Origin of the sequence: Streptomyces sp. CA-278952 (genome assembly GCF_028747205.1) — a bacterium.
Classification (GTDB): domain Bacteria; phylum Actinomycetota; class Actinomycetes; order Streptomycetales; family Streptomycetaceae; genus Streptomyces.
In genome coordinates, this window is the sequence record NZ_CP112880.1 from 2,876,461 (window position 1) to 2,897,083 (window position 20,623).

Annotated in this window: 16 protein-coding genes; 3 read left to right on the forward strand and 13 right to left on the reverse strand. The window is 73.6% G+C overall.

Going from position 1 to position 20,623, the window contains the following annotated elements:
- Nucleotides 1-243: 243 nt before the first annotated feature.
- The 5 genes from N7925_RS12535 to N7925_RS12555 all read right to left on the reverse strand — a co-directional run bounded on the left by N7925_RS12535 (nucleotide 244) and on the right by N7925_RS12555 (nucleotide 6,052).
- Complete coding sequence (locus N7925_RS12535; protein WP_265599738.1) at nucleotides 244-390, reverse strand: hypothetical protein; 147 nt, start codon at nucleotides 388-390, stop codon at nucleotides 244-246.
- 991 nt (nucleotides 391-1,381) lie between these two features.
- On the reverse strand, nucleotides 1,382-2,431 hold the full coding sequence (locus tag N7925_RS12540) for a hypothetical protein (protein ID WP_265599739.1): 1,050 nt from the start codon (nucleotides 2,429-2,431) through the stop codon (nucleotides 1,382-1,384).
- A gap of 10 nt (nucleotides 2,432-2,441) precedes the next feature.
- A complete protein-coding gene (locus tag N7925_RS12545) occupies nucleotides 2,442-3,374 on the reverse strand; it encodes an N-acetylneuraminate synthase family protein (protein ID WP_274343899.1) in 933 nt (310 codons plus the stop codon).
- Between the two features lie 12 nt (nucleotides 3,375-3,386).
- Nucleotides 3,387-4,628 carry an acylneuraminate cytidylyltransferase gene (locus tag N7925_RS12550; RefSeq protein ID WP_265603846.1) on the reverse strand — a complete coding sequence of 414 codons (1,242 nt, stop codon included), beginning with the start codon at nucleotides 4,626-4,628 and terminating at the stop codon, nucleotides 3,387-3,389.
- Nucleotides 4,629-4,669: 41 nt separating this feature from the next.
- Nucleotides 4,670-6,052, reverse strand: coding sequence for a DUF6716 putative glycosyltransferase (locus N7925_RS12555; RefSeq protein WP_274343900.1), 1,383 nt, complete (start codon nucleotides 6,050-6,052; stop codon nucleotides 4,670-4,672).
- Nucleotides 6,053-6,259: 207 nt separating this feature from the next.
- Here N7925_RS12555 and N7925_RS12560 point away from each other — a divergent pair, with 207 nt between their 5' ends.
- Both N7925_RS12560 and N7925_RS12565 read left to right on the forward strand, forming a co-directional pair.
- A complete protein-coding gene (locus tag N7925_RS12560) occupies nucleotides 6,260-7,243 on the forward strand; it encodes a glycosyltransferase family 2 protein (protein WP_274343901.1) in 984 nt (327 codons plus the stop codon).
- A complete protein-coding gene (locus N7925_RS12565) occupies nucleotides 7,240-8,637 on the forward strand; it encodes a polysialyltransferase family glycosyltransferase (protein ID WP_274343902.1) in 1,398 nt (465 codons plus the stop codon). Before N7925_RS12560 ends, N7925_RS12565 begins: the two co-directional genes overlap by 4 nt.
- A 64-nt stretch (nucleotides 8,638-8,701) precedes the next feature.
- Here the strand turns inward: N7925_RS12565 and N7925_RS12570 are convergent, their stop codons facing one another.
- The 6 genes from N7925_RS12570 to leuE all read right to left on the reverse strand — a co-directional run bounded on the left by N7925_RS12570 (nucleotide 8,702) and on the right by leuE (nucleotide 16,991).
- Entirely contained in the window at nucleotides 8,702-9,781 is a 1,080-nt protein-coding gene (locus N7925_RS12570) for an acyltransferase (protein WP_274343903.1), read from the reverse strand.
- A 97-nt stretch (nucleotides 9,782-9,878) separates the two neighbouring features.
- Entirely contained in the window at nucleotides 9,879-12,272 is a 2,394-nt protein-coding gene (locus N7925_RS12575) for a CDC27 family protein (RefSeq protein WP_274343904.1), read from the reverse strand.
- Nucleotides 12,269-13,672, reverse strand: coding sequence for a hypothetical protein (locus N7925_RS12580; protein WP_274343905.1), 1,404 nt, complete (start codon nucleotides 13,670-13,672; stop codon nucleotides 12,269-12,271). Before N7925_RS12580 ends, N7925_RS12575 begins: the two co-directional genes overlap by 4 nt.
- Nucleotides 13,673-13,766: 94 nt before the next feature.
- Complete coding sequence (locus N7925_RS12585) at nucleotides 13,767-15,149, reverse strand: polysialyltransferase family glycosyltransferase (RefSeq protein WP_274343906.1); 1,383 nt, start codon at nucleotides 15,147-15,149, stop codon at nucleotides 13,767-13,769.
- A 3-nt stretch (nucleotides 15,150-15,152) separates the two neighbouring features.
- Nucleotides 15,153-16,118 (reverse strand): glycosyltransferase family 2 protein, encoded by a 966-nt coding sequence (locus N7925_RS12590; RefSeq protein WP_265599748.1) that lies wholly within the window; start codon nucleotides 16,116-16,118, stop codon nucleotides 15,153-15,155.
- Nucleotides 16,119-16,289: 171 nt separating this feature from the next.
- Nucleotides 16,290-16,991, reverse strand: a complete 702-nt coding sequence (gene leuE / locus N7925_RS12595; protein ID WP_274343907.1) for a leucine efflux protein LeuE — start codon at nucleotides 16,989-16,991, stop codon at nucleotides 16,290-16,292.
- A gap of 239 nt (nucleotides 16,992-17,230) precedes the next feature.
- On the opposite strand from leuE, the gene N7925_RS12600 reads away from it, so the two are divergent.
- The gene (locus tag N7925_RS12600) at nucleotides 17,231-18,274 is read left to right on the forward strand and encodes a L,D-transpeptidase family protein (protein ID WP_274343908.1); all 1,044 of its coding nucleotides are present in this window, start codon (nucleotides 17,231-17,233) and stop codon (nucleotides 18,272-18,274) included.
- A gap of 368 nt (nucleotides 18,275-18,642) precedes the next feature.
- Here the strand turns inward: N7925_RS12600 and N7925_RS12605 are convergent, their stop codons facing one another.
- Nucleotides 18,643-19,809 carry a hypothetical protein gene (locus N7925_RS12605; protein WP_274343909.1) on the reverse strand — a complete coding sequence of 389 codons (1,167 nt, stop codon included), beginning with the start codon at nucleotides 19,807-19,809 and terminating at the stop codon, nucleotides 18,643-18,645.
- Complete coding sequence (locus N7925_RS12610; RefSeq protein ID WP_274343910.1) at nucleotides 19,809-20,570, reverse strand: RNA polymerase sigma factor; 762 nt, start codon at nucleotides 20,568-20,570, stop codon at nucleotides 19,809-19,811. Before N7925_RS12610 ends, N7925_RS12605 begins: the two co-directional genes overlap by 1 nt.
- Nucleotides 20,571-20,623: the final 53 nt, after the last annotated feature.

Sequence of the window (20,623 nt, forward strand, 5' to 3'; positions counted from 1 at the left end):
AGCGCCGTCGCTCCACGACCGAAAAAAGCTGCCGCCCCACCGAGCAGGCGGCCGTGCCTGCTCGGTGGGGCGGCAGCTACAAAGGGGGAACGTCTCGTCCGCTCCGTCTCCAGCTGCGCGGCAGCGCACGCTCACCCTGGCAGGCAAGAACAGCATCCAACCGTTGCGGATAAGGAGGAAGAGCGGCACGGGACGATTTCTTCATCGTCCTGTCGAGCCTTCCGGACCGAGTCCGGAGCAGGGTCAGGCGGGCTCGTAGGCCATGTTCTGCGAAGCGTTGTTGTTGTACGTCCCGTTCAGGTTCCCGTACCACTGGGCGGAACCCTGGTACCCGTACGGCGGGAAGGAGTCCCAGGTGCCTCCCCATCCGCTGTTGAAGTAGACCCGCACAACCCAACCGGAATAGTTGTACGCGGAAGCCGCATTGTTCTTGACCGTCGTTCCCTGACCGTTCCTGCCGTCGGTCTCGTAACGATAAGGAAGGCAGCCCTGCGAGGAACAGGCGGTCGGGTTCGCAGCGTAGTTATGAACATCCCCGAAAATACACCGCTTGGAGCCTGCCACATTCGAGTTGTAGTAGAGCCCGAATCCCGGCCACGAAGGACCGCGACCACACGTGACCTGCGTTCCGTCCGCCGGCGCCGCACTAGCAGGAGTAGCGACCGCCATCGAGAGAGCGACAGCAGATACAAGAACAGACAAAGCCCTGAAGATTCTCAATTTCCCACCCCGAGTAGAAAAATAAACATATCAGAGGACAGACGGCGGGTCATCAGGCATTACCCGAGACCCCCACCTCTGCCCCGGCACGGCTGCACACTACCACTCGGCCGATAAATTGCCGTCCAATAAAAAGTAGAAGTGCGTAAATTCACCAATGTCCGCAATGCATATGCCTGTGGCAATCTTGCGCACTCAGATCTTTTACTGAGATTGCCCTGCCATCCGCAGTTATCGTTCGACTTGTTCCATGGATTCACTTATGCAGTCAGTAGGTCTGCTGTCGCACTTTGTTCCATCGCGCCCGGCAGCTGGGCGGGTCGACAAGCGGGCGGTGGGAGGTCCTCCCTCGAGAGCCGCGCTCATCGGGAGCCGGCCCGCTCTCGCGCTCACCGGGAAGCGGGCCCGCTCAGAGCCTGTCGGGTCGCGTCCGGTCGGAAAGCGGACGCGGTCCGGTGCGTGCGATTCCCAGGCGGAGGAGGGAGTCGACGCGGATGGGGTCTCCCCTGGTCGAGCGGAGCCGAGAGCTTGAGGAAGCCGGCGACCGACGACAACGCGGGAGGGGGTTCCTCCCTGCTCGAGCGAAGCCGAGGGCTCGGGGGAGTGCGTGCCGGGGCGTGGACGCCCGATCGCAGGCCACCCGACAGGCGCTCAGGCGTCCTCAGCCCTCCGCGACCGCCTCCGCGCTCCAGTAGGACAGCCGCTGCACCCCCCGTGCCGTCTCCGTGACTCCGCTCAGGAAGCCCTGGGCGCGGGGCGAAGCGGTGGCGCGGAGCCATTCCGGGGCGATGTCGCAGACCGCGACGTTCACGCCCGTGCCGGCCAGGGCCAGCGGGAGGGTGTGGACGACCGTGGAGGGGAAGCTGACGATCGTGCGGCCGATGGGGCCGCGGCGGGCGATCAGTTCCAGGGGGAGGTCCGGGCGGACGATCTCCAGGCCGGTGGCGGCTTCCAGGGCGTGGAGCTTCTCGGCGGACTCGCGGCGGTGCGCGAAGTAGCGGGTGGCGCCGTGGGCGCGGGCCAGGGCCGTGACCGCCTCCTGGTACGGGACGGGGTCGACGACGCCCGTCTCGACCAGGGAGGTGCCGACCAGGTCCGCGCCCTTGCCGACGCTGGGCGGGCCGAAGCGGGCCCGGGTCCAGGCGAAGGTGTTCGGGGTGACCGCGATGCCGGGCGGAGCCTCGACCGGCATCGCGGTGAACACCTCGACCGTGTGGTTCGCCGTCGGGGTGAAGCGGCGGCGGGCCGTCGCCGTGACCGGGGCCAGGACCAGCTCGCGCGGTCCCGTGCGGCCCCGGCGGTGCCAGCGGGTGAGGCGCTCGCCCCGGGCCAGCTGGGCGACGAACTCCATGGTGGCCGTGCCGTCGTCGACCACCGTGAGGCGGTCGGCGCGGACCAGGGTCAGCAGGAGCTGCACATAGCGGGAGAACGGGTCGCCGATCACTATGTGGTCCGCGCGCCGGACCAGGCCGGCCAGGGCGCGCAGGGCCTTCAGGGGCGCGCCGGACTCGCCGCGCGCCTCCTGCCAGCGGACGGCGATGCCCTCGTCGCGGGCCAGCTCCGCCATCCGGCGCAGCTGACCGCGCGACATCGGGTCGACCGGGGGGAGGACGACGACCGTGGTGTCGGCCGGGTCGTCTCCCCCCTGGGTGTGAACCCACTCCAGGACGTTCAGGAGCTGGACCGGGCTCTCGACGAAGGCGAGGTTCACCGGTCGGCGCTCAGACCGCGACCGGCTCGGGGGCCGCCGCGTTCTCGGTCTCGGCGACGACGCCCGCGACCCGGCGGAGCTTCTTCATCGGGCCGAGCTCGGACTCGTACACCTTCTTGACGCCGTCACCGAGGGAGGCCTCGATGGTGCGGATGTCGCGGACCAGGCGGGTCAGGCCCTGCGGCTCGACGGAGGCGGCCTGGTCGGAGCCCCACATGGCGCGGTCCAGGGTGATGTGGCGCTCGACGAACGTGGCGCCGAGCGCGACGGCCGCGAGGGTGGTCTGGAGGCCGGTCTCGTGGCCGGAGTAGCCGATCGGGACGTTCGGGAACTCCTGCTGGAGGGTGTTGATGACCCGCAGGTTCAGCTCCTCGGCCTTCGCCGGGTACGTGGAAGTGGCGTGGCAGAGAAGGATGTTGTCGCTGCCCAGGACCTCGACCGCGTGGCGGATCTGCTTCGGGGTCGACATGCCGGTGGAGAGGATGACCGTGCGGCCGGTAGCGCGCAGGGCGCGCAGCAGCTCGTCGTCGGTGAGGGAGGCGGAGGCCACCTTGTGGGCGGGGACGTCGAACTTCTCCAGGAAGGCGACGGCCTCGGTGTCCCACGGGGAGGCGAACCAGTCGATGCCGCGCTTGGCGCAGTGCTCGGCGATGGCGGTGTACTCGGCCTCGCCGAACTCGACGCGGTGGCGGTAGTCGATGTACGTCATCCGGCCCCAGGGGGTGTCGCGCTCGATGTCCCACTGGTCGCGCGGGGTGCAGATCTCCGGGGTGCGCTTCTGGAACTTCACGGCGTCGCAGCCGGCTTCGGCGGCCGCGTCGATCAGCGCGATGGCGTTGTCGAGGTCGCCGTTGTGGTTGATGCCGATCTCGCCCGTGATGTAGACGGGGTGGCCGGGGCCGGCGGTGCGGGTGCCGAAGGTGCGCAGGCGGGAGGTGCTCATGGTGGTGCTTCCTTACTCGGTGGGGACTGTGGGGACAGTGGGAGTGGTGGTGAGGGTGGGGCCCAGCAGCCAGGCCGCGATCTCGCGGATGGCGCCGTAGCCCCCGGGGGTGGTCGTGACGGCGCGCGCCGCGGCGCGTACCGAGTCGTGGGCGCTCGCGACGGCGACGGGCCAGCCGGCGAGCGAGAAACAGGGCAGGTCGTTGACGTCGTTGCCGACGTAGAGGACCCGGTCGGGGGCGATGGACTGCTCGTCGCACCACCGCTTCAGCGCCTCGTCCTTGCGGTCGATGCCGTGCAGGACGGGGATCTGGAGCTTGCGGGCCCTGGCCGCGACGACCGGGTTCTGCTCGGTGGAGAGGATCAGGAGGGGGACTCCCGCCTTGCGCAGCGCGGCGATGCCCAGGCCGTCGCCCCGGTGCACGGCGACCGTCTCGCGGCCCTCGGAGTCGACCATGACCCGGTCGTCGGTCTGGGTGCCGTCGAAGTCCAGGACGACCGCGTCCACGTCCGCGAGGGAGGGCAGCGGGGAGGGGTCCAGGAGCGGGGCGAGCGCGCGGGCGCGGGCCAGGTCGTGCGGGTCGTCGATCTCCAGCACCCGCGCCGGGTCGGTGGGGACCAGGGCGGTGTGGCCGAAGAAGCGGTGGCGGTGGGTGCGGAAGCCCGCCGCGTCCATCGCGTAGGCGGCGCCGGTCTCCAGGTGGTCCTGGGGGCGGTCCTGCCGGCGCGGGCGTACGGACTTGTCGTGGTTGACGCCGTACGTTCCCTCCTCGACGGCGTGCCCGTCGCGCCAGACGAAGCCGTGGAACGGGGCGACCGTGACGGCCGTGTCCGCGCCCTCGTGGGCCACCGCCCTGGCGACGCCGTCGATGTCCTCGCGGGAGACGAACGGGCTGGTGCACTGGACGAGGAGGACCACGTCGACGCTCCGGGCGCGCTCGGCCTCGTAGACGTCCATCGCGTGCAGCACGGCCGCTTCGCTGGTGGCGGTGTCCCCCGCGATGGCGGCGGGGCGCTCGACGACGTGCAGCCGGTGGGCGGCCCGCAGGTCGGCGGCGGCGGTGCGGGCGGCCTCGGCGATCGCCCCGTCGTCGGTGGTGACGACGACGTCGGTGACCTCGGGCGCGGCGAGCGCGGCGCGGACGGCGCGGGCGACCAGGGGGATGCCGCCGACCTCGGCGAGGTTCTTGGCGGGGACGCCCTTGGATCCGCCGCGGGCGGGGATCACGGCGAGGACGGTCGGGGGCGGTTGCATCGTTGTCCCTGGGGTCATGGTGGCTGCTCCTGGAGTGGTGGTCACAGCTCCCCCATCCGGCGGATCACGGGGGCGACGCGCTGGACGCCCTGGCGGTAGGCGCCCCGGGCCGCGTTGCGGACGGTCTCGCGCACCGCGCCCCGGACCCGGCCGGTCTCCTGCGGTGCGGCCGCGCCGGGCAGGGGCGTGCCGTCGGGGGCCAGGTGGTGGCGGCCGAGAATGCCGGGGAGGTAGCCGGGGGCGGTGGCGGGTGTGTAGTAGGGGGCCAGTGACGGGAGTTCTCCGGCGCCGAGGAGGGCGGTGACCTTGGCGCGGGCCGTGTCGTAGGCGGTGCCGTACGAGCCGTCGGCGGCGACGCCCTGGCCGGCCAGCCACGCCCCGTCGGGCCGGGGCCGGATTCCGCCGTCGAGCCGGTCCCAGGAGGTGAGGAGCCCGGAGCCGACGAAGTGGTGGTTGCCGAGCGTCTCGCGGACACCGAGGTCGGTGAGGACCGCGGTCGGGATGCGCCGGTGCAGGGACTCCAGCGCGGCCGTCGAGGAGACCGTGACCAGGAGGTCGGTGCGGTCCAGCACCTCGCCCATGTGCCCGTACACCAGGCGGAAGTTGGGCGGCAGACCGCCCGGCAGCCGCTGCGCGAGCTTCTGGTAGGGCAGCTCCTCGATGTGCGTGGTGTGCTCGCCCGGCTTGGAGCGCAGCTTCAGCAGCACCTCGCGGCGCGGGTGCAGCCGGGCGTGCTCGACGAGCCGGCGCAGCAGGTACGTACGGTCGGCGCGGGAGGCCGGCACGGAGGGCTGGGCGGCGAACACCACGGTGTCGCGGCCCTCTTCGGGGCGGTAGGGGGCTCCGCCCAGGAAGGGCAGGGCTGCCTCCGTGACCGCCGAGGCGTCGGCGCCCACCCCCTCGTACACGGCGCGGAAACGCTCCGCGTCGTGGGCCGAGTTGGCGAGGACGACGTCCGCGCCGTGGCGGAGCAGGAGCCCGTCGGCGAGCTTCTCGTAGACGACGCCCACGTATCCGGTGACGACGACGGGCCGGCGCGGCAGGCCGAGGGCGGCGAGGCCGTGCAGCATGGCCTGGACGCCGCCGCCGACGAGGGCGAGGACGACGAGGTCGTACCCCTCGTCGCGCACGGTGTGCAGGAACTCGACGGCGGTGACCTCGCGGACCCGCCCGGCGTCGATCCCGACCTCGCCGACCTCCGCGAGCTGGCGGGGCGTCGGGGTGGCCCGGCCGCGCAGCAGCAGCCCGCTGACCTCGACGGGGCGCGCGTCCGGGCCGTCCGCCCCGGCGGTCAGGCGGCGCGCGGTGAGCGCGCCCCATTTCCACCGGGTGTCGGAGTCGGCGAGGACGGCGACCCGCAGCGCCGGTCGGGGCGCGGCGGGGGTTTCGGCCGGTTCGGCCTCATTGCTGGTACGTGGGGGCACGTCCTAGAAGTTAGGAAGGCATTTCGATGCGCGGCCCAACGTGATGGCAACAGATGGTTAACAGCGAGCCGACGCTTGGGGGCGGGCCCGAAATCGCCCTCAATTCCGGTCCAGGAAAAGGCGGTTCACCTGAGGGACGGGCGTTGTTCACCTGCTGGGCGCATTGCGGAAAAGGAAAGAGCCGGTGCCACACCTAACGTGATGCGCGTGGTTAAGCTCTCCGTCATCGTGCCGTTCTTCAACGTGCAGGCCTACGCGCCCGACACGCTCAGAAGTCTGCGGGCCAACGCCCGCGAGGACTTCGAGTTCCTTCTCGTCGACGACTGTTCGACCGACGGGACACCCCGGCTGCTGCACCGGGCCGCCGACGAGATCCCGGGGGCCGTGGTGCTGCGGCACGAGGTGAACGGCGGTCTGGCGACCGCGCGCAACACCGGTCTGGAGGCCGCCCGCGGCGAGTACATCGCCTTCCTGGACGGCGACGACTGGCTGGCCCCCGGGCACTACGAGCGGCTGGTGGCCCGGACCGAGGCGCTGGGCTGCGACTTCGTGCGCACCGACCACGTCCAGGTGAACGGCAGGTCGCGGACCGTACGCCGGGTGCCGCACGGGCCGCACGGGGTCGTGAGCGACCCCCGAGCGGCGATCCTGCCCGCCCACCGCACCACGTCGGTGGATTACGCGTTCGCCTGGGCGGGCCTCTACCACCGGCGGCTGCTGGACCGGGGGTTGCTGCACTTCACCGACGGGCTGCGCACGGCCGAGGACCGGCCGTGGATCTGGCGGCTGCACCGGGAGGCGGAATCCTTCGCCGCCCTGGGCCTGCTCAGCCATTTCTACCGGCGCGGGGTGGCCACGTCGCTGACCCAGATCGGCGATGTGCGCCAACTCGATTTCCTGCCCGCTTTCGACCAGGTGATCGCCGAGACGGCCGCCGACCGTGACGCGGACGCTCTGCTGCCGAAGGCCGTACGCACGTATTGCGCGGTCATCGCCCACCATCTGGGCTCCCTGGATAAATTCGAACCGGCCGTGGCCCGCGAACTGAAGTCGCGCGGAACGGCGGCCCTGGGACGCCTGCCACAGCGGCTGCTGGACGAGGCTCTCGACGCCATGGACGTGACACGAGCGACCCGGGTGCGCAGGCTGCGCCGCCGCCCGGCCGCCGCGAAGGGGGCCTCGGCCGCATGACCATCCGGATCTTCCACGCCTCCTCGCCCGCCGCGACGGTGCTGCTCGCCGCGGCGATCGACGCGGGCTGCTTCACCGAGCCCGACCGCCGGATCCTGCTGCTGTCCCGGACGGGGCCGGCCCCGGAGGCCGTCGCCGATGTCTCGGAGACCGCCGGTTTCGAGCGGCTGCGCGCCCGGTTCGACGAAGTTCTCTCCTGGAACGACGCGATCTTCCCCTTCCACCCGGACGGCTGGCTGCCCCGGGCCGACGACGCCCCGCTGTGGGAGCGTCACTTCCGGCGCGCCTGGGGTCTCGGCGACGAGGAGCTGGAGCTCGTCGTGGACTCCCCGCACGCCGGTCCCGCCCGCGCCCTCACCCAGCTCTTCGCCGGTGTCCCCGTCGATGTGTACGCGGAGGGTCCCGGCGGCTACGGCCCGACCGGGGAGAAGATCCCCCCGCTGACCGGGGTCCGGGTGCGGCGGTTGCTCCATCCGGACCTGGTTCCCGGGGCGCGCCTGTTGTTGCTGGGCGAGTACGGGGTGGAGCAGCGGACCGTGCCGGCCGAGGCGATCACCAAGGTCGTCGGTGAACTGGCCGACTCCGAGGTGAAGTTGCCCGCCGTCGAGGCGCCCGCGCTGCTGCTCGGGCAGGATCTCTCGGGGGCCGGGCTGCTCCCGGCTGCCGAGGAGGCGGAGCTCCGGCTGGAGATGGTGCGCGGGGCCGCGGCCCTCGGCCACCGCCGGCTGGTGTTCGCGCCGGACCCGTACGCGCCGTGGGAGGACCCGGCGGCGCTGCGCGCCGAGGCGGACCGGCTGGGCGTCGAGCTGACCGTGCTGGACACCGCGCGGCCCGTCGTGGCCGATGTGCTGCTGCACCGGCTGCGGCCCGCGCTGGTCGTCGGCTGCACCTCGGCCGCCCTGTTCGGGGCGGCCCGGTTCCACGGCCTCCCGGTGGCGGCCGTCGGCACGGGGCTGCTCCTGGAGCGGCTGAGCCCGTACGAGAACGCCGAGCGGATACCGGCGACGCTCGCCGACGCCCTGCTGCCGGGGCTCGGTGACGCGGAGGCGGTCGCCGCGCAGACGCCTTCCATCGGTGCGGAGGTGCCGTACACCGGTGCGCAGACGCCTTACCCCGGAGCGGAGACGCCGTACACCGGTGCGGAGTTGGACGGTCTGCTCGCGGCCGTCGGCTTCGCGATGCGGCCGAAGGTCCGCCCCGATCTGCGCCCGGCGGCCGAGCGCTACCTGTCCACGCACCTGGACGACCGCACCTGGCGCTACTTCAAGCGCCGCCGCCTGGCCTCGCTTGCGCTCCCCGGAGTGGTCCCGGCCCGGCTGGCGTTCCTGCGGAGCAGTCCGGCCCTGCGACGGGTGGCCCGGCGGGCCAGGGCGTTGCGGAGCGGCCGGGGCTGAGGAGCTTCCGGGCGGGCAGGGGTGCGCGGGTCGCGCGCCCCGCGCGTCCCGGTGCGCGGGAGGGTCAGCCCAGCACCTTGCTCGCGCCCGCCCGGCCCCACAGCATGGCCGCGCCGAACGACAGGGCCGTCGTGGCCACCGTGATCCCGACCACGAGCGCGGCGGCGGCCGGGCCGCCCAGGTCCGCCCGGACGAAGGCGTCGGTGAGGACGCCCAGGACGAGCACGTGCACCAGGTAGGCCCCGAACGACGCGTCGGCCAGCCGGGTCAGGGTGGGGCGCAGCCGCTCCGGGACGCGCAGGCCGTGCAGGGAGATCAGGACGCCGCAGCTGAACAGGGCCACCAGGACGTGTGCGTACGGGATCGCGTAGTGCACCTCGTGCTGGTACGCGATCACCCCGGCCAGTCCGGCCGCCGCGAGCAGCAGCCAGGGGAACCGCCGCCGGCCGAACGTGCCGGCCGGGGCGGCGAGCAGCAGCGCCCCGAGCACCGCGTAGATCAGCTGGTACGGCCCGAACGCCCAGCCGAAGCGGGGCAGTTCGCGGCCGGTGGCCTCGGCCAGATCGCCGAAGAGCGACGGGGCGGACGCCAGGACCAGCAGCACCGCGCCGAGGCCCCACGGCTGCTTGCCCGACCTGACCAGCACGACCAGCCCCAGGACCATGATCACGGGGAGGTAGGCGTAGAGGTACCAGAGGTGGTAGGCGGGGCGGACCGAGGCGAACACGGAGTCCAGCGCCAGCTCGCCCACCGGGGCGTCGTTGGTTCCGCGCAGCCTGCCCCAGGCGAGGTAGAGCGCCGTCCAGACGGCGAGGGGCACCACGATCCGCACGATCCGACGCCGCAGCCGTGCGCCGTCCTTCGGCGGGGCCCCGACCAGGACCACCCAGCCGGCGATGGCGAAGAAGAGCGGCACGGCGAAGCGGCCGACGGAGTCGGCGGTCAGCCCGGCCCAGTAGGTGCCGGGCCCCTGCGAGGCCGTCCGGCCCACGGCGTTCACGAAGGCGGACCCGGCGTGGAGGCCGATCACGCCGAGCGAGCAGAGCAGCCGGATCAGGTCGATGTCGTAGCGGTGCTCGCGGACGGGACGGGGCGTCTCCGGGACCGTCGGCGCCGGGGCGGGGGCGGGGGGTGTGGTCGACATGGTCCTCAGGGGGTGGACGGGGTGCACAGCGTGGATACGGACGGGCCGGGGGTGAACGGGGTGCACAGCGTGGATACGGACGGGCCGGGGCCGGGCGTCACGCCCGGCCCCGGGGGCGGGTGACGTGGTCCCGGCCGGCGGCGGACCTGGGCGCGGGCAGGCCGGGCGGGGCTGCCGGCTCCCCCAACGGGTCGGGCAGGCCGGTGAGTTCACGCAGCCGGGCGAGGTTGTCCCGGGTCACCGACCAGAGCAGGCCCTGCCGGTCGTGGACGTCGGCCACCGCCGCCGGGTGGTCGGCCAGCACCGCGCGGGCCCGTTCCGCGAGCCGGGCGCCGAGGGCGCGCTCGTGGACGGAGACGCCCCAGTCGGGCCGGTCGATGTCGGCCAGGAAGTACGCCAGTTTGGGGTGCGAGACCAGGCTGATGACGGGGGTGCCGCAGCCGAAGGGGATCATCCCGGCGTGCCCCCGCATCCCGATCACCAGCCGGGTGCGCCGGTAGAGGTCCCGAATGGCGTCGTTGGAGAGCAGGTACAGGGGGTCCACGGGGAGCGTGAGGCCGTGCTCCCGGCGCAGGTCGTCGACGAAGCGTTCGTCGGCGGGCATGTGCGCGGCGTAACGGACCTCCGCCGACGCGGACACGGCCCGGATCGCGGCGGCCATCTCCGCGAGGAAGTGGCTGTAGTCGTGGCCGAAGCGGAGCCCGGCCCGGTCGTAGGCGCAGTTGACGAGCACGGTGTCCTCGCGCTCCGCCGGTTCGGCGAGGCGCGGGTCCAGGTGGCGGGCGACCGTGGTGGGGCAGGGCTGGTAGCGCACCTTCTCGCGCAGCGACTCGGGCAGCAGTTCCCTGACCCGGGCGACGGAGCCGTGGTTGCGCAGCCCGAAGAACGCGGACCGCTCGACCAGGGCCCGCAGAGAGGCCGCGAACCGCTCGCGGCGGTAGCGCTGGCCGTCGAAGACGTTGTAGCCGACGGCGAAGACCGCCAGGGGGGCGGTGATCCGGGCGAGGACGTCGTCGGGGATGTTCCACTGCCAGCCGCTGTTGCCGTTGGGCGCGGTGTCGGGGAGGAAGAGCCCGCCGCCACCGACGATCACCGCCCGCCGGGCGTTGAGGCGTTCGAGAGCGGCCTCGTCGACCAGCAGGTGCGCGTGCTGCTGGTGCCAGCGGTCCGGGCCGGTGTCGGCGGTGAAACAGCTGCGGACCGCCTCGGGCAGCACCTTGTCGCCCGCGTTCTCCTCGCCGTCGGCGAACAGGGCGACATGGGCGAGCTGTTCACCCGGGCGGGTGCTGACGGGCTCTCGCTCGGCTGCGGTCAGCTCGGACGTACGGGCGTACCAGGCGCGGCAGTTGGCGTCGGTCGGGTCGGTTTCCAGGCCCGCGAGCGCATAGCCCCGGGCGTCCTCGGTGCGGCCGAGCAGCCAGGCCAGCCGGGCCAGTTGGCCGAAGGCGCGGGGGGCGAAGTCCGGCGAGGCGGTGGCCAGCAGCAGGTGTGTCTCGGCCTCCTCGTACCGGGACAGCGCCATCAGGCAGACGCCGAGCGTCTCGTGGCAGCGCGGCAGGTCGGGACGGCCCGCGACGGCCTCGCCCAGCAGGGCGACGGCCCGGTCGTGGTGGCCGCGCCCCCGGTGGATCTCGGCGAGCTGCCGGACCAGGTCGATCGGCGGCCGGGGCCCGGAGGGGAACGGGAGCGCGAGGTGCAGCAGCAGGTCGGGGTGTCCGGTGCCGGGGAGGGCGAGGTAGGCGGCGCGGAACGCCTGGTCGTCCAGGTCGAAGCGCGCCCGGTCCGCGTGGGCGGGACCGGTACACGACGTGGGCACGTCGGCGAAGTTCAGGACGACGACGCCTTCGGGGACCGCCAGGTCGTCGCCGAGCCGCAGTGCCCGGAAGTCGTACCGGGAGTCCAGGGGTACGAGGCGGCTCTCCGGGATGTCCTGCGCGACGGCGGGCGGTACGGCATGGTCGAGGTCCTGGCGCTGGATCACCAGCAGCCCGTCGTCGGGGACGCCGCCGCGCGGGTCCGGGGGGCCGTCGGGCTCGGGGCGCGGCACGGCGGCCACGCCCGTACGGAGTCTCAGCAGGGCGTCGAGCCGGCCGAGGACGACCATGGCGGGGGTGAGGGCGACCACGGTGTCGTACCCGTCGACGCGGAACACGTCGTGGCGTCCGGCGGCCGGGCGCGGGAGCAGCCGGGGGTGCAGCCGGCGGGCGGCGTCGAAGGCGGTGTCCGGCAGACCGGGGTGCAGCACGACGAGGTCCTCGCAGAGCGCCGGGTTGGTCAGCGCGAGGCTGCGCAGGAGGGTGTGGAGTCCGGGCAGGTCGTCCGCGCCGGCGACGTGCACGGCGAAGGCGATCCGGCGCTTTCCGGTGACGGCGCGGCGGTCGTCGGCGGAGGCGGTCGTGGCAGTCGCGGAGGCGGGTTCGGCCGCCCTCGTGGAATCGGTCGTCGCGGCGGGCGTGGAGCCGGGCGTCGTCGCGGGGTCGGGGTGTGTCATCGCAGGGTGATCCTCACCGCGGTGTCGTCCGTGCTCGCGGTCCGTGTCGTGACCCATTCCCGTTCGCGCGGGGACAGGACGGCCGGCCCTTCGAACCCGATGAGGTCCACCCGGGCGGGGGTGCCCAGGAAGTAGAGGAGTCGCAGCACGGTGTACGCGGTGCTCGCGGGTCCCGCGCCGCCGGGCTCCTCGCCGAGCAGCGCCGGGTCGTGCAGCGGGCGGCGCAGCGTGGCGTCGCCGACACGATCCTGGGCGCCGGGGACGAGCCGGCTGCGCAGGGCGAGCCGCCAGTGCGGGAGCGGGTCGCCGAAGACGAGCCGGGCGCCCGCCCGCCGGTCCCAGCGGGGGCCCTTCCACGGGCTGTCGCCGCGCAGGGTGCAGGCGTGCAGATCGGTGCGGGCGGCGGGGGCGGTGTGGCGCGGCTCGTCGCAGCGCACGACGAGGTCGTAGCCCTCGATCAGCGCGGCCAGCGGGCTGCCGGGCCGCCGCTCCTGCTCGGCGGTGCGCGGGGTGTCGGCGACCAGGCACACCGTGCGGCCCGCGACGAGCCGGCGCAGCCCGGGTACGCCGATGGGCTCGGCCCCGCCCAGCAGCGGGTCGCCCATCGGGTCGCGATCCGAGAGCCGGCGGTGCTCGGAGTAGAGCGCGGCGAGCCGGCGCACCGCCGGGTCCCCGGCCCCGTGTTCGGCGGTCCGGAGCCGGACGAGGTCGGTGAAGGCGGCGCGGGCCTCGGCGGCGGGCAGGTGGCGCGACAGGCGGACGGCGGCGCGGGAAGCCTCCGTGTCCGCGCCGGACGCCTCCGTGTCCGCGCAGGTCGCCTCCGTAACCGCGCCGGTCGCCTCCGTGTCGGGGGCCCCCGACCGGAACAGCGTCAGCGCCTCGTCGATGCGGTCGCCGGCGGCGCGGAGGGTGGCGATCCGGCGTTCGACGTCGCGGGAGGCGGCGGTGTTCTGCTGGAGCGCGAGGTGGCGTTCGTACGCGGTGATCGCCTCCTCGCCCCGGCCGAGCGCGTCCAGGGCGCTGCCGCGCAGCCGCCAGGCGCCCTTGGAGCGGGTGCGCACGGCGGTCGCCTCGTCGGCGAGGGCCAGGGCGAGGCGGGCCTCGGCCTCACCCCCGCTGTCCAGCGCCTGCTGCCCGGTCCGCAGCAGCGCGTCGAACGCGTCGGCGCCCGGGGTGGAGCACGCGGTGGTCAGGGCGCCGATCGACGCGATGAGCCGGGTGCGCCGGACGTCGGTGAGGGGACCGGCGGCGGCGAGGGCGGCGAGGTGGTCCCCACAGAGCCGCAGGGCGGCCAGGAGCGCCGGGTCCGGTCCGCCGCCGGGGCGCCCCTGGGCCGGTGTTCCCGGCCGTCCCGCCAGGGCACGTACTGACGTGAGCAGCCCGGTGAGGGTCTGGCCCATGCTCGTTCCGCCGTTCTGTGAGTCGGGCTGAGGGTCGGGCCGAGGGTCGGGCCGAGGGTCGGACGCCGACCCGGGTCCGCGCCCCGGCCCCGGGTCAGAGGCCCAGGGTGCTGCGGGTGCGCCGTACGGTGCGGCGCAGCCGGACCGCCGCTCCCCGGGGGCCGCCGCCGGGCAGGGTGAGGCTCTGGAGGCGGCGGCGTTTGAAGTAGTGCTGGGTCGTGGGGTCGAGCCGCTCCCGCAGCCAGGCCTCGGCGTCGGGGCGCAGCCCGGGGTTGAGCTTGGCCTGCATGCAGTAGCCGACGGTCCGTACCAGCGGGGCGAGGGTGTCCGGCGCGGTGCGCGGCAGCAGGGGGACGGCTCCGGCACCGTGCGCGTCCAGGTCGGGCACAAGGTGGTCGGTGATCGTCAGCGGGACGCGGTTGCTGTTCTCGTACGGGGTGATGCGGTCGAGCACCAGGCGGGTGCCGACGCGGGCGACGGGGATGCCGTAGTAGGCGGCGGCGGTGAACATCGCGGTGGAGAAGCACCCCACGACCAGGGCGGGCGCGCACCGCTCGTACAGCGTCTCCGCGAGCAGCGGGCCGTCCAGGGTGGTGAGCCGTACGCCGGCCTCGGCGGCGGCCTCGTCCAGGGCGCGGGAGTAACTGGCCGGGGCGGTGGGGTGCGGCTTGAAGAGGATGGAGGTGTGCCCGGCGCGGGCCGCTCCGCGCAACATCCGCACGTGCAGGTCCTCTTCCTCCTCCGCGGTGAGGATGGTGAGGGCGGCGAGGTACTGGCCGAGAAGCATCGCGGTGGGGGCGGCGGCCTCGGCGGCGGCGAGCTGCTTGTCCCCGTCGGCCGCGGCGGCGATCTCGGAGAGGACGGCGCGGAAGGCGTCGTCGGGGACGAGTTCGGGTTCGACGCCGGCCTCGGCGAGGAGGAGCGGGCGCAGCCCGGTGACCAGGTCGAGGTGGAGGACGCGCCGGATGCGGCAGGCGATGGACTGGGGCAGCCGGTTGCGGGTGGGGCCGTAGCTCATCAGGCCGTCGGCGTAGACGTGGACGGCGCTCTCGGAGAAGATCGCGGCCAGCGCGCGGGCCGGGTTGACCTGGATGGACTCGACGGCCAGGTCGACGGGGGCGTCGGGGGCGATGTCCCAGGCCAGGCGGAAGGCCCGCTGCCACAGGACGGTCTCCTCGGAGCGGGGGCCCCAGCCGCTGGGGTGGTGCGGGCTGATCGCCTCGTTCCAGTCGACGACGGCGTCGAAGCGGGCGGCGAGGGAGCCGTAACCGCGCATCTCCTCCAGGCGCAGGGCCGTTTCGGGGACGGCCGCGTTGTTGGAAACCAGCAGGATGCGGTGGCTGTCGGTGGCCCGGCCGAACTGTCCGGCGTCGAGCGCGGCGGCGAGGGTGGCCACCCCGTACAAGGTGGACACCTGGAAGATCTGGGTGCGCGGGGGCGTACGTACGGACGTGGGTACGGGTGTGGGTCCGGGCATCGGTCAGGCGGCCTTCTGCTTGGTGCGCAGACGGCTGAGGAGCGTGCCGCGCTTGTCGTCGATCATCGTCAGGGTGCGGTCGAGCACGTCCTGCGGCATCCGGTGCAGTGCGGCGGCCGACTCGGAGCGCAGCCGCCGGGCGGTGGCGGGCTCGTAGTCGTCGGCCTTCTCGTTGTGGAAGGCGATCATCGCGCAGTAGGTGCGGACGGCCTTGGGCAGCAGGGTCTTCGCGTCCCGGTCCGTGCGCAGCTGGTCGAGCAGCGTGTCGTAGGCGGGGAAGAAGTCGAGCTGGCGGGCGTCCTTGATCTGGGTCAGGGAGGTGGTGACCCCGCGCCGGTAGAAGATGCCGTACAGCCCGAGCGCCGCGTAGGTGCGGGCGCGCAGATGGAGCTGCCAGATCCACAGCCGGTCCTCGGCGGTGCGCAATTCGGTGGCGAAGCGCTGGGCGCCGTCGGCGAAGAGCCGCCGGTGGTAGATCCCGGCCCAGACGAACGGGTAGTCGACCATGGTCTCGCGCTCGGGCGCCCCGATCCCGTCGCGGGGGTCCAGCAGGGCGTCCCGGAGGGGCGCGGGGGCGCGCCGCACGACGCGGGTGGTACCGGTGGACTGGACGTGGTCGGTGCGGGCGAAGTCGCAGTCGAGGTCCTGGGCGGCGCGCACGAGCCGGTCCAGATGGCCGGGGGCGTACCAGTCGTCGCCGTCGAGGAAGGTGAGGTAGTCGCCCTCGGCCGCGTCGATGCCGCTGTTGCGGGCGGCCGCGATGCCGACGTTCGTACCGTGTCTGATCACCCGGGCGCGCGGCAGCCGCTCGGCCCAGTGGTCGACGATGTCCTGCGTGCCGTCGGTGGACGCGTCATCGACCAGCAGGAACTCGATGTCCGGGTCCGCGTTGCGGGCCAGGCTGCCCAGCGTGGTCGGAGCGTAGGGCGCGACATTGTGGAGCGGTACGACAACGGACAGTTTCGGCACGCGTGCCCTCGCCTTCGATCATGGTCCCGACAACCTAGTGAGGCGGCGGGAGGATCGGGTGACGCCCGCCACGACAGCGGGTGAACTCTGCGCGTCCGCGGAATGACCGGGCACGCGCACGACGTCGGGGAAGGCCGGACACGAAAGGCAGGGCACCGCTGAGGGCCGGAGCTACACGCTGCTGAACGAGAGCTTGGCTGCGAACCCGAGGAACAGGACACCCGCCGCGGAAGTGGCCCCCGCCGACAGTCGCTTACGGCGTCGGAAGGCGGCGGCCAGGCGGGTGCCGCCGAAGATCAGCACCGAGAGGTACGCGAAGCTGGCGAGCTGGAGCAGCGTGCCGAGCACCAGGAACGACAGCGCCGGGTAGGCATAGCCCGGGTCGACGAACTGGACGAAGAAGGAGATCAGGAACAGGATCGCCTTCGGGTTGATCAGGCTGACCACCAAGGCCCGGCGGTAGGGCCTCTCCACGGGCGCCGTCGCCCCGGCCGTCCCGGAAGCCCCGGCCGCTCCGGAAGTCCCGGCGGCGTCCACCGTCTCCGCCAGTTCGGCGGTACGCCGGTGCCGCTCGCGCCACAGCGACACGGCCGCCCGCAGCATCCCGATGGCCATCCAGGTCAGATAGGCCGCGCCCGCGTACTTGACGATCGCGAAGAGCAGGGGCGTGGTCTGGAGCAGGGACGCGGCGCCGAGCGCGGAGAGCGTCATCAGGATGGCGTCCCCGGTCCAGACCCCCGCGGCGGCCGAATAGCCGGTGCGCACGCCCCGACGGGCGGCGACGGAGAGCACGTACAGCGAGTTCGGCCCCGGCAGAAGAACGATCAGCGCCAGACCGGCGAGATAGGTCGGAAGATCGGTGACACCCAGCATGGACGGAGTCTCGCACGCCCGTACGGGGTGTCGTCCAGAGGGTTTCACCAGGCGGTATCGGCGGCCCGACGCCGCCCGGGAGACGGGCGCCGTGCGCGCCGGACCCGGCCATGATCCGCTGGGCGACCTCTCGGGGGGCTGGACGCGCGGCCGGGGTCCGACGGAGGATTCGGTGACCGGGCCGGACGGGAATCCCGTACAGGAGGCGCCGGGCAGGCGGTGAGCCAGGGGGACCGAGCATGGCGGGCACGAACAACGGGTGGGACGGCCGGGGAGCGAGCGACACGGCGGGCGGGACGCGGTCGTCGGAAGCGATGACCGGACCGGGTCCGGGGCCGGACTCGGCCGCCGGGCGGTGTGCGGGCGGAAAGCCCCGGGGGCGTCGCGTCACCGCCGCTTCCCTCGTCGCGCTGGCGGCCCTCGCGACAGGATGCGAGCCCGGGAGCGCCGAAGGGGCACAGGACGTGCCGCCGCCGGCGCGGGCCACGCAGGCGGCCGCGCCGACCCCGAGCCCCTTCCTCACGGCCCCCGCCCCCGCGACCGAGGACGCGAAGCCACGCACCGCACCCAGTCCGTCGGCGTCCACCGCCGCCCCGGCCCCGGCCCCGACGAGGGCTCGGCCGGCCCCGGAGCCGAGCTCCGCACCGCCGCCGCGCGTCCTGATGCGTACGGGGTCCGAGAGCGACCAGGTGCGGGAACTCCAGGCCCGGCTCCGCCAGATCGGCCACTTCGGGCGCAATCCCACCGGCTACTACGGCTCCGTCACCGCCGACTCCGTACGGTCCTTTCAGGCCAAGCGGCGGCTGCCGGTCACCGGAAGCACCGACGCGGTCACCTGGCAGCGGCTGCTGGCCATGACCCGGGTGCCGACGGCCGCGGAGCTGGAGCCGCCGACCGAGCGGCCGGTGGCCGCGCCGGACGAACGGTGCCTGAAGGGCCGGGTCCTGTGCATCAGCAAGAGGAGCCGGACCCTGGCGTGGATGAACGACGGCAAGGTCGTCTCCGCGATGGACGTGCGCTTCGGCTCGGAGTACACGCCCACCCGGGAGGGCGTGTTCGAGGTGTTCTGGAAGTCCCGGGACCACGTGTCGACGCTCTACGACACCCCGATGCCGTACGCCCTGTTCTTCAGCGGCGGCCAGGCGGTCCACTACTCCGCCGACTTCGCGGCCAACGGCTACGGCGGCGCCTCGCACGGCTGCGTCAACGTGCGGGACAAGAAGAAGGTCGCGGACCTGTTCGACCAGGTGAAGAACGGCGACAAGGTCGTCGTCTCCTGGTGATCCGGAACGGATGGCCCGCTGCCTGCCGGTGATCCGGCGTGGGCGGCACGTGGAGGAGGAGAGGGCGCGGGCGGGACCGGGGGAACGTGTCCCGCCCGCGCCGATGCGCTGAGCCGAAGGTACGGGGGGAACCCCGGCTCGTTGCGCGGCCGATGACCAGTCGGCTCACTCTGTACTGCGCCCGGCCTCCGAAAAACGTCACACCCGGCCGCCCGGGCCGCTCGGGGGCGCCGGGAACCGCAGGTCAGCGGGCGGTTCGGGCCAGCAGCGAGCGGTTCAGGGCAGCAATGGAAGGTTCTGGTCGCCGACGGGCGGTCCAGGTAATCAGTCGGCCGCTTCAGGTCGTCAACGGGGGGCAGCTCAGGTCGTCAACGGGCGAGCATGGAGGCCACGCCGGAACTCTTCGGGAGCGGCGGGGCCTCGGTGTCCGTCCCGGTGTCCGTCCCGGTGTCCGTCTCCGGGGCCACGCCGGAGCGCGGTGCGGGGTTGAAGGAGACGGGCGGCAGCGCGCCGCCGTCACCGTCGCCCGGCCCGTTCTGACCCTCGTCGTCCCCACCACCACCGGAACCGCCGGAGCCACCGGAGCCGCCGTTCCCGCCGTTTCCACCACTCCCGCCACTACCGCCACTCCCGCCGCTCTCGTCGAGGAGGCGGTCGCAGAAGCGCTCCAGGTTCTTCTCGCCCTTCGCGAGCCGGATCAGCTGCCGCCTGCTCCGGTCATCCAGGCTGCCGTCGCGGAAGGCCTTGCAGGCCTTGGCGGACTGCTCGTGCCAGTTCCCGGACTCCGCGTCGTCGCCGGGGCCGCCGGGCTTCTCCTCCTGGTCCGCGCCGCCCCCGGCCGTCTCCTCGCGGCCGTCGCCGCCCGGCTTGTCCGGGCTGCCCGGGCGGTCCTCGTCGGGCTCCCGGCCGGTGTCGCCGGTTCGCGCGCCGTCGGGGTGCTCGGGCCCGTCGGACTCCAGGGTCGCGGGCGGGGAGGGCTTCTCCGACGCGTCGGGCGGGGGCGGGTGCGCCGGGGACGACGGGTCGTCCGCGTCCCCGCCGGAGATCAGCGGCCCCGGGGTCGCTGCGGCCGACACGGAGGTGGCCGGAGCGGGCGAACTCTGTCCGCCGAACGTTCCCGTGAACACGCCGGTGCCGGCGGCCACCGCTACCCCGCCGAGCGCACAGCCCGCGAGCGAGGCGACCAGGCCGAAATGGACCGGCCGCCTCCAGCGCGGGCGGCGGGCCGGGGCGTCGGGGGCGGAGCCGATGTGGACGGCGCGCAGCACACCGGGCCGGCCGGGGACGGCGGCGGAGGGGCCGGCGAGCCGGTCCACGCCGTTGCCGTGTCCGGCCTGCCGGAACGCGGCGAGGACCGCGTCCTCGCCGGGAAGTCCGTCTGCCGGGGACCGGGACCCCGCGCGGGCCGCGCCGAGTGCTTCGGCGAGCCGGAAGGCGTCGGTGCGGGCCTCGTCGCCGACGGGGACGACCGGTTCACCGCGGAGCAGTCTCTCCGCCGCGTCCTTGTCAAGCCACTCGTAGTGCTCGTCGGCCATCACATGTCCTTCTGCGTCCACGGTCGCGAATGCGTCACACCGGGAGTGACCCCGGCGGGCGCCACCGGACCGCCCCGCCCGGGGCGCTGCGCGGGTACGGCGCCGAGTCCGGCGCCACCGGCCGCCCCCTGACCCGCACCGTCGTCGGCACCCTGCGCCGGGTCTGGGGTGCCGTCCACGGAGGCGCCATCCGTCCGGTTCGCCCCGGGATACTCCGCGTCGAGGAGTTCGGCCAGCCGCTTGAGGCCCCGGTGGGCGGCGGTGCGTACGGCTCCGGGCCGCTTGCCGAGGGTCTGCGCCGCGCTCTTCGCGTCGAGCCCGACGACCACCCGGAGCACGACGGCCTCGGCCTGGTCCTGCGGCAACTGGGCGATGAGGGACATGGTGCGGTCCGTGTCCAGCGCCTCGATGGCGTCGCCCGCGGTGTCGGACTCGGCGGCCCGCGCGGTCAGCTCGGTCTCGTCGCCGCCGATCGCGGGGCGGCGGCTGCGCATCCGCAGATGGTCCAGCGAGCGGTTGCGCGCGATCCGGGCGGCCCAGCCCCGGAACCGGTCGGCGTCACCGCTGAACCGGCCGAGGTCGCGCGCTATCTGCAGCCACGCCTCGGACGCCACGTCCTCGGCGTCCGGCTCCCCGACCAGCGTCCGTATGTAGCCCAACAACCGTGGCTGCACCGCGCGGTACACAGCACGGAAGGCGTCCTCGTCCCCGTCCTGTGCCGCGAGCACCGCGGCAGTCAGCTCCGCGTCGTCCCCCAGCACTCCCTCAACCCGCTCTGCCGTCCTCGATCGCAGCTGGTCAACTGCAGCGCAAC

Coding starts and splice junctions, on each gene's coding strand:
- N7925_RS12545 (WP_274343899.1), bottom strand. CDS start 3,374: ATGAGCACCTCCCGCCTGCGCACCTTCGGCACCCGCACCGCCGGCCCC.
- N7925_RS12550 (WP_265603846.1), bottom strand. CDS start 4,628: ATGCAACCGCCCCCGACCGTCCTCGCCGTGATCCCCGCCCGCGGCGGA.
- N7925_RS12565 (WP_274343902.1), top strand. CDS start 7,240: ATGACCATCCGGATCTTCCACGCCTCCTCGCCCGCCGCGACGGTGCTG.
- N7925_RS12570 (WP_274343903.1), bottom strand. CDS start 9,781: ATGTCGACCACACCCCCCGCCCCCGCCCCGGCGCCGACGGTCCCGGAG.
- N7925_RS12575 (WP_274343904.1), bottom strand. CDS start 12,272: ATGACACACCCCGACCCCGCGACGACGCCCGGCTCCACGCCCGCCGCG.
- N7925_RS12580 (WP_274343905.1), bottom strand. CDS start 13,672: ATGGGCCAGACCCTCACCGGGCTGCTCACGTCAGTACGTGCCCTGGCG.
- N7925_RS12585 (WP_274343906.1), bottom strand. CDS start 15,149: ATGCCCGGACCCACACCCGTACCCACGTCCGTACGTACGCCCCCGCGC.
- leuE (WP_274343907.1), bottom strand. CDS start 16,991: ATGCTGGGTGTCACCGATCTTCCGACCTATCTCGCCGGTCTGGCGCTG.
- N7925_RS12600 (WP_274343908.1), top strand. CDS start 17,231: ATGGCGGGCACGAACAACGGGTGGGACGGCCGGGGAGCGAGCGACACG.
- N7925_RS12605 (WP_274343909.1), bottom strand. CDS start 19,809: ATGGCCGACGAGCACTACGAGTGGCTTGACAAGGACGCGGCGGAGAGA.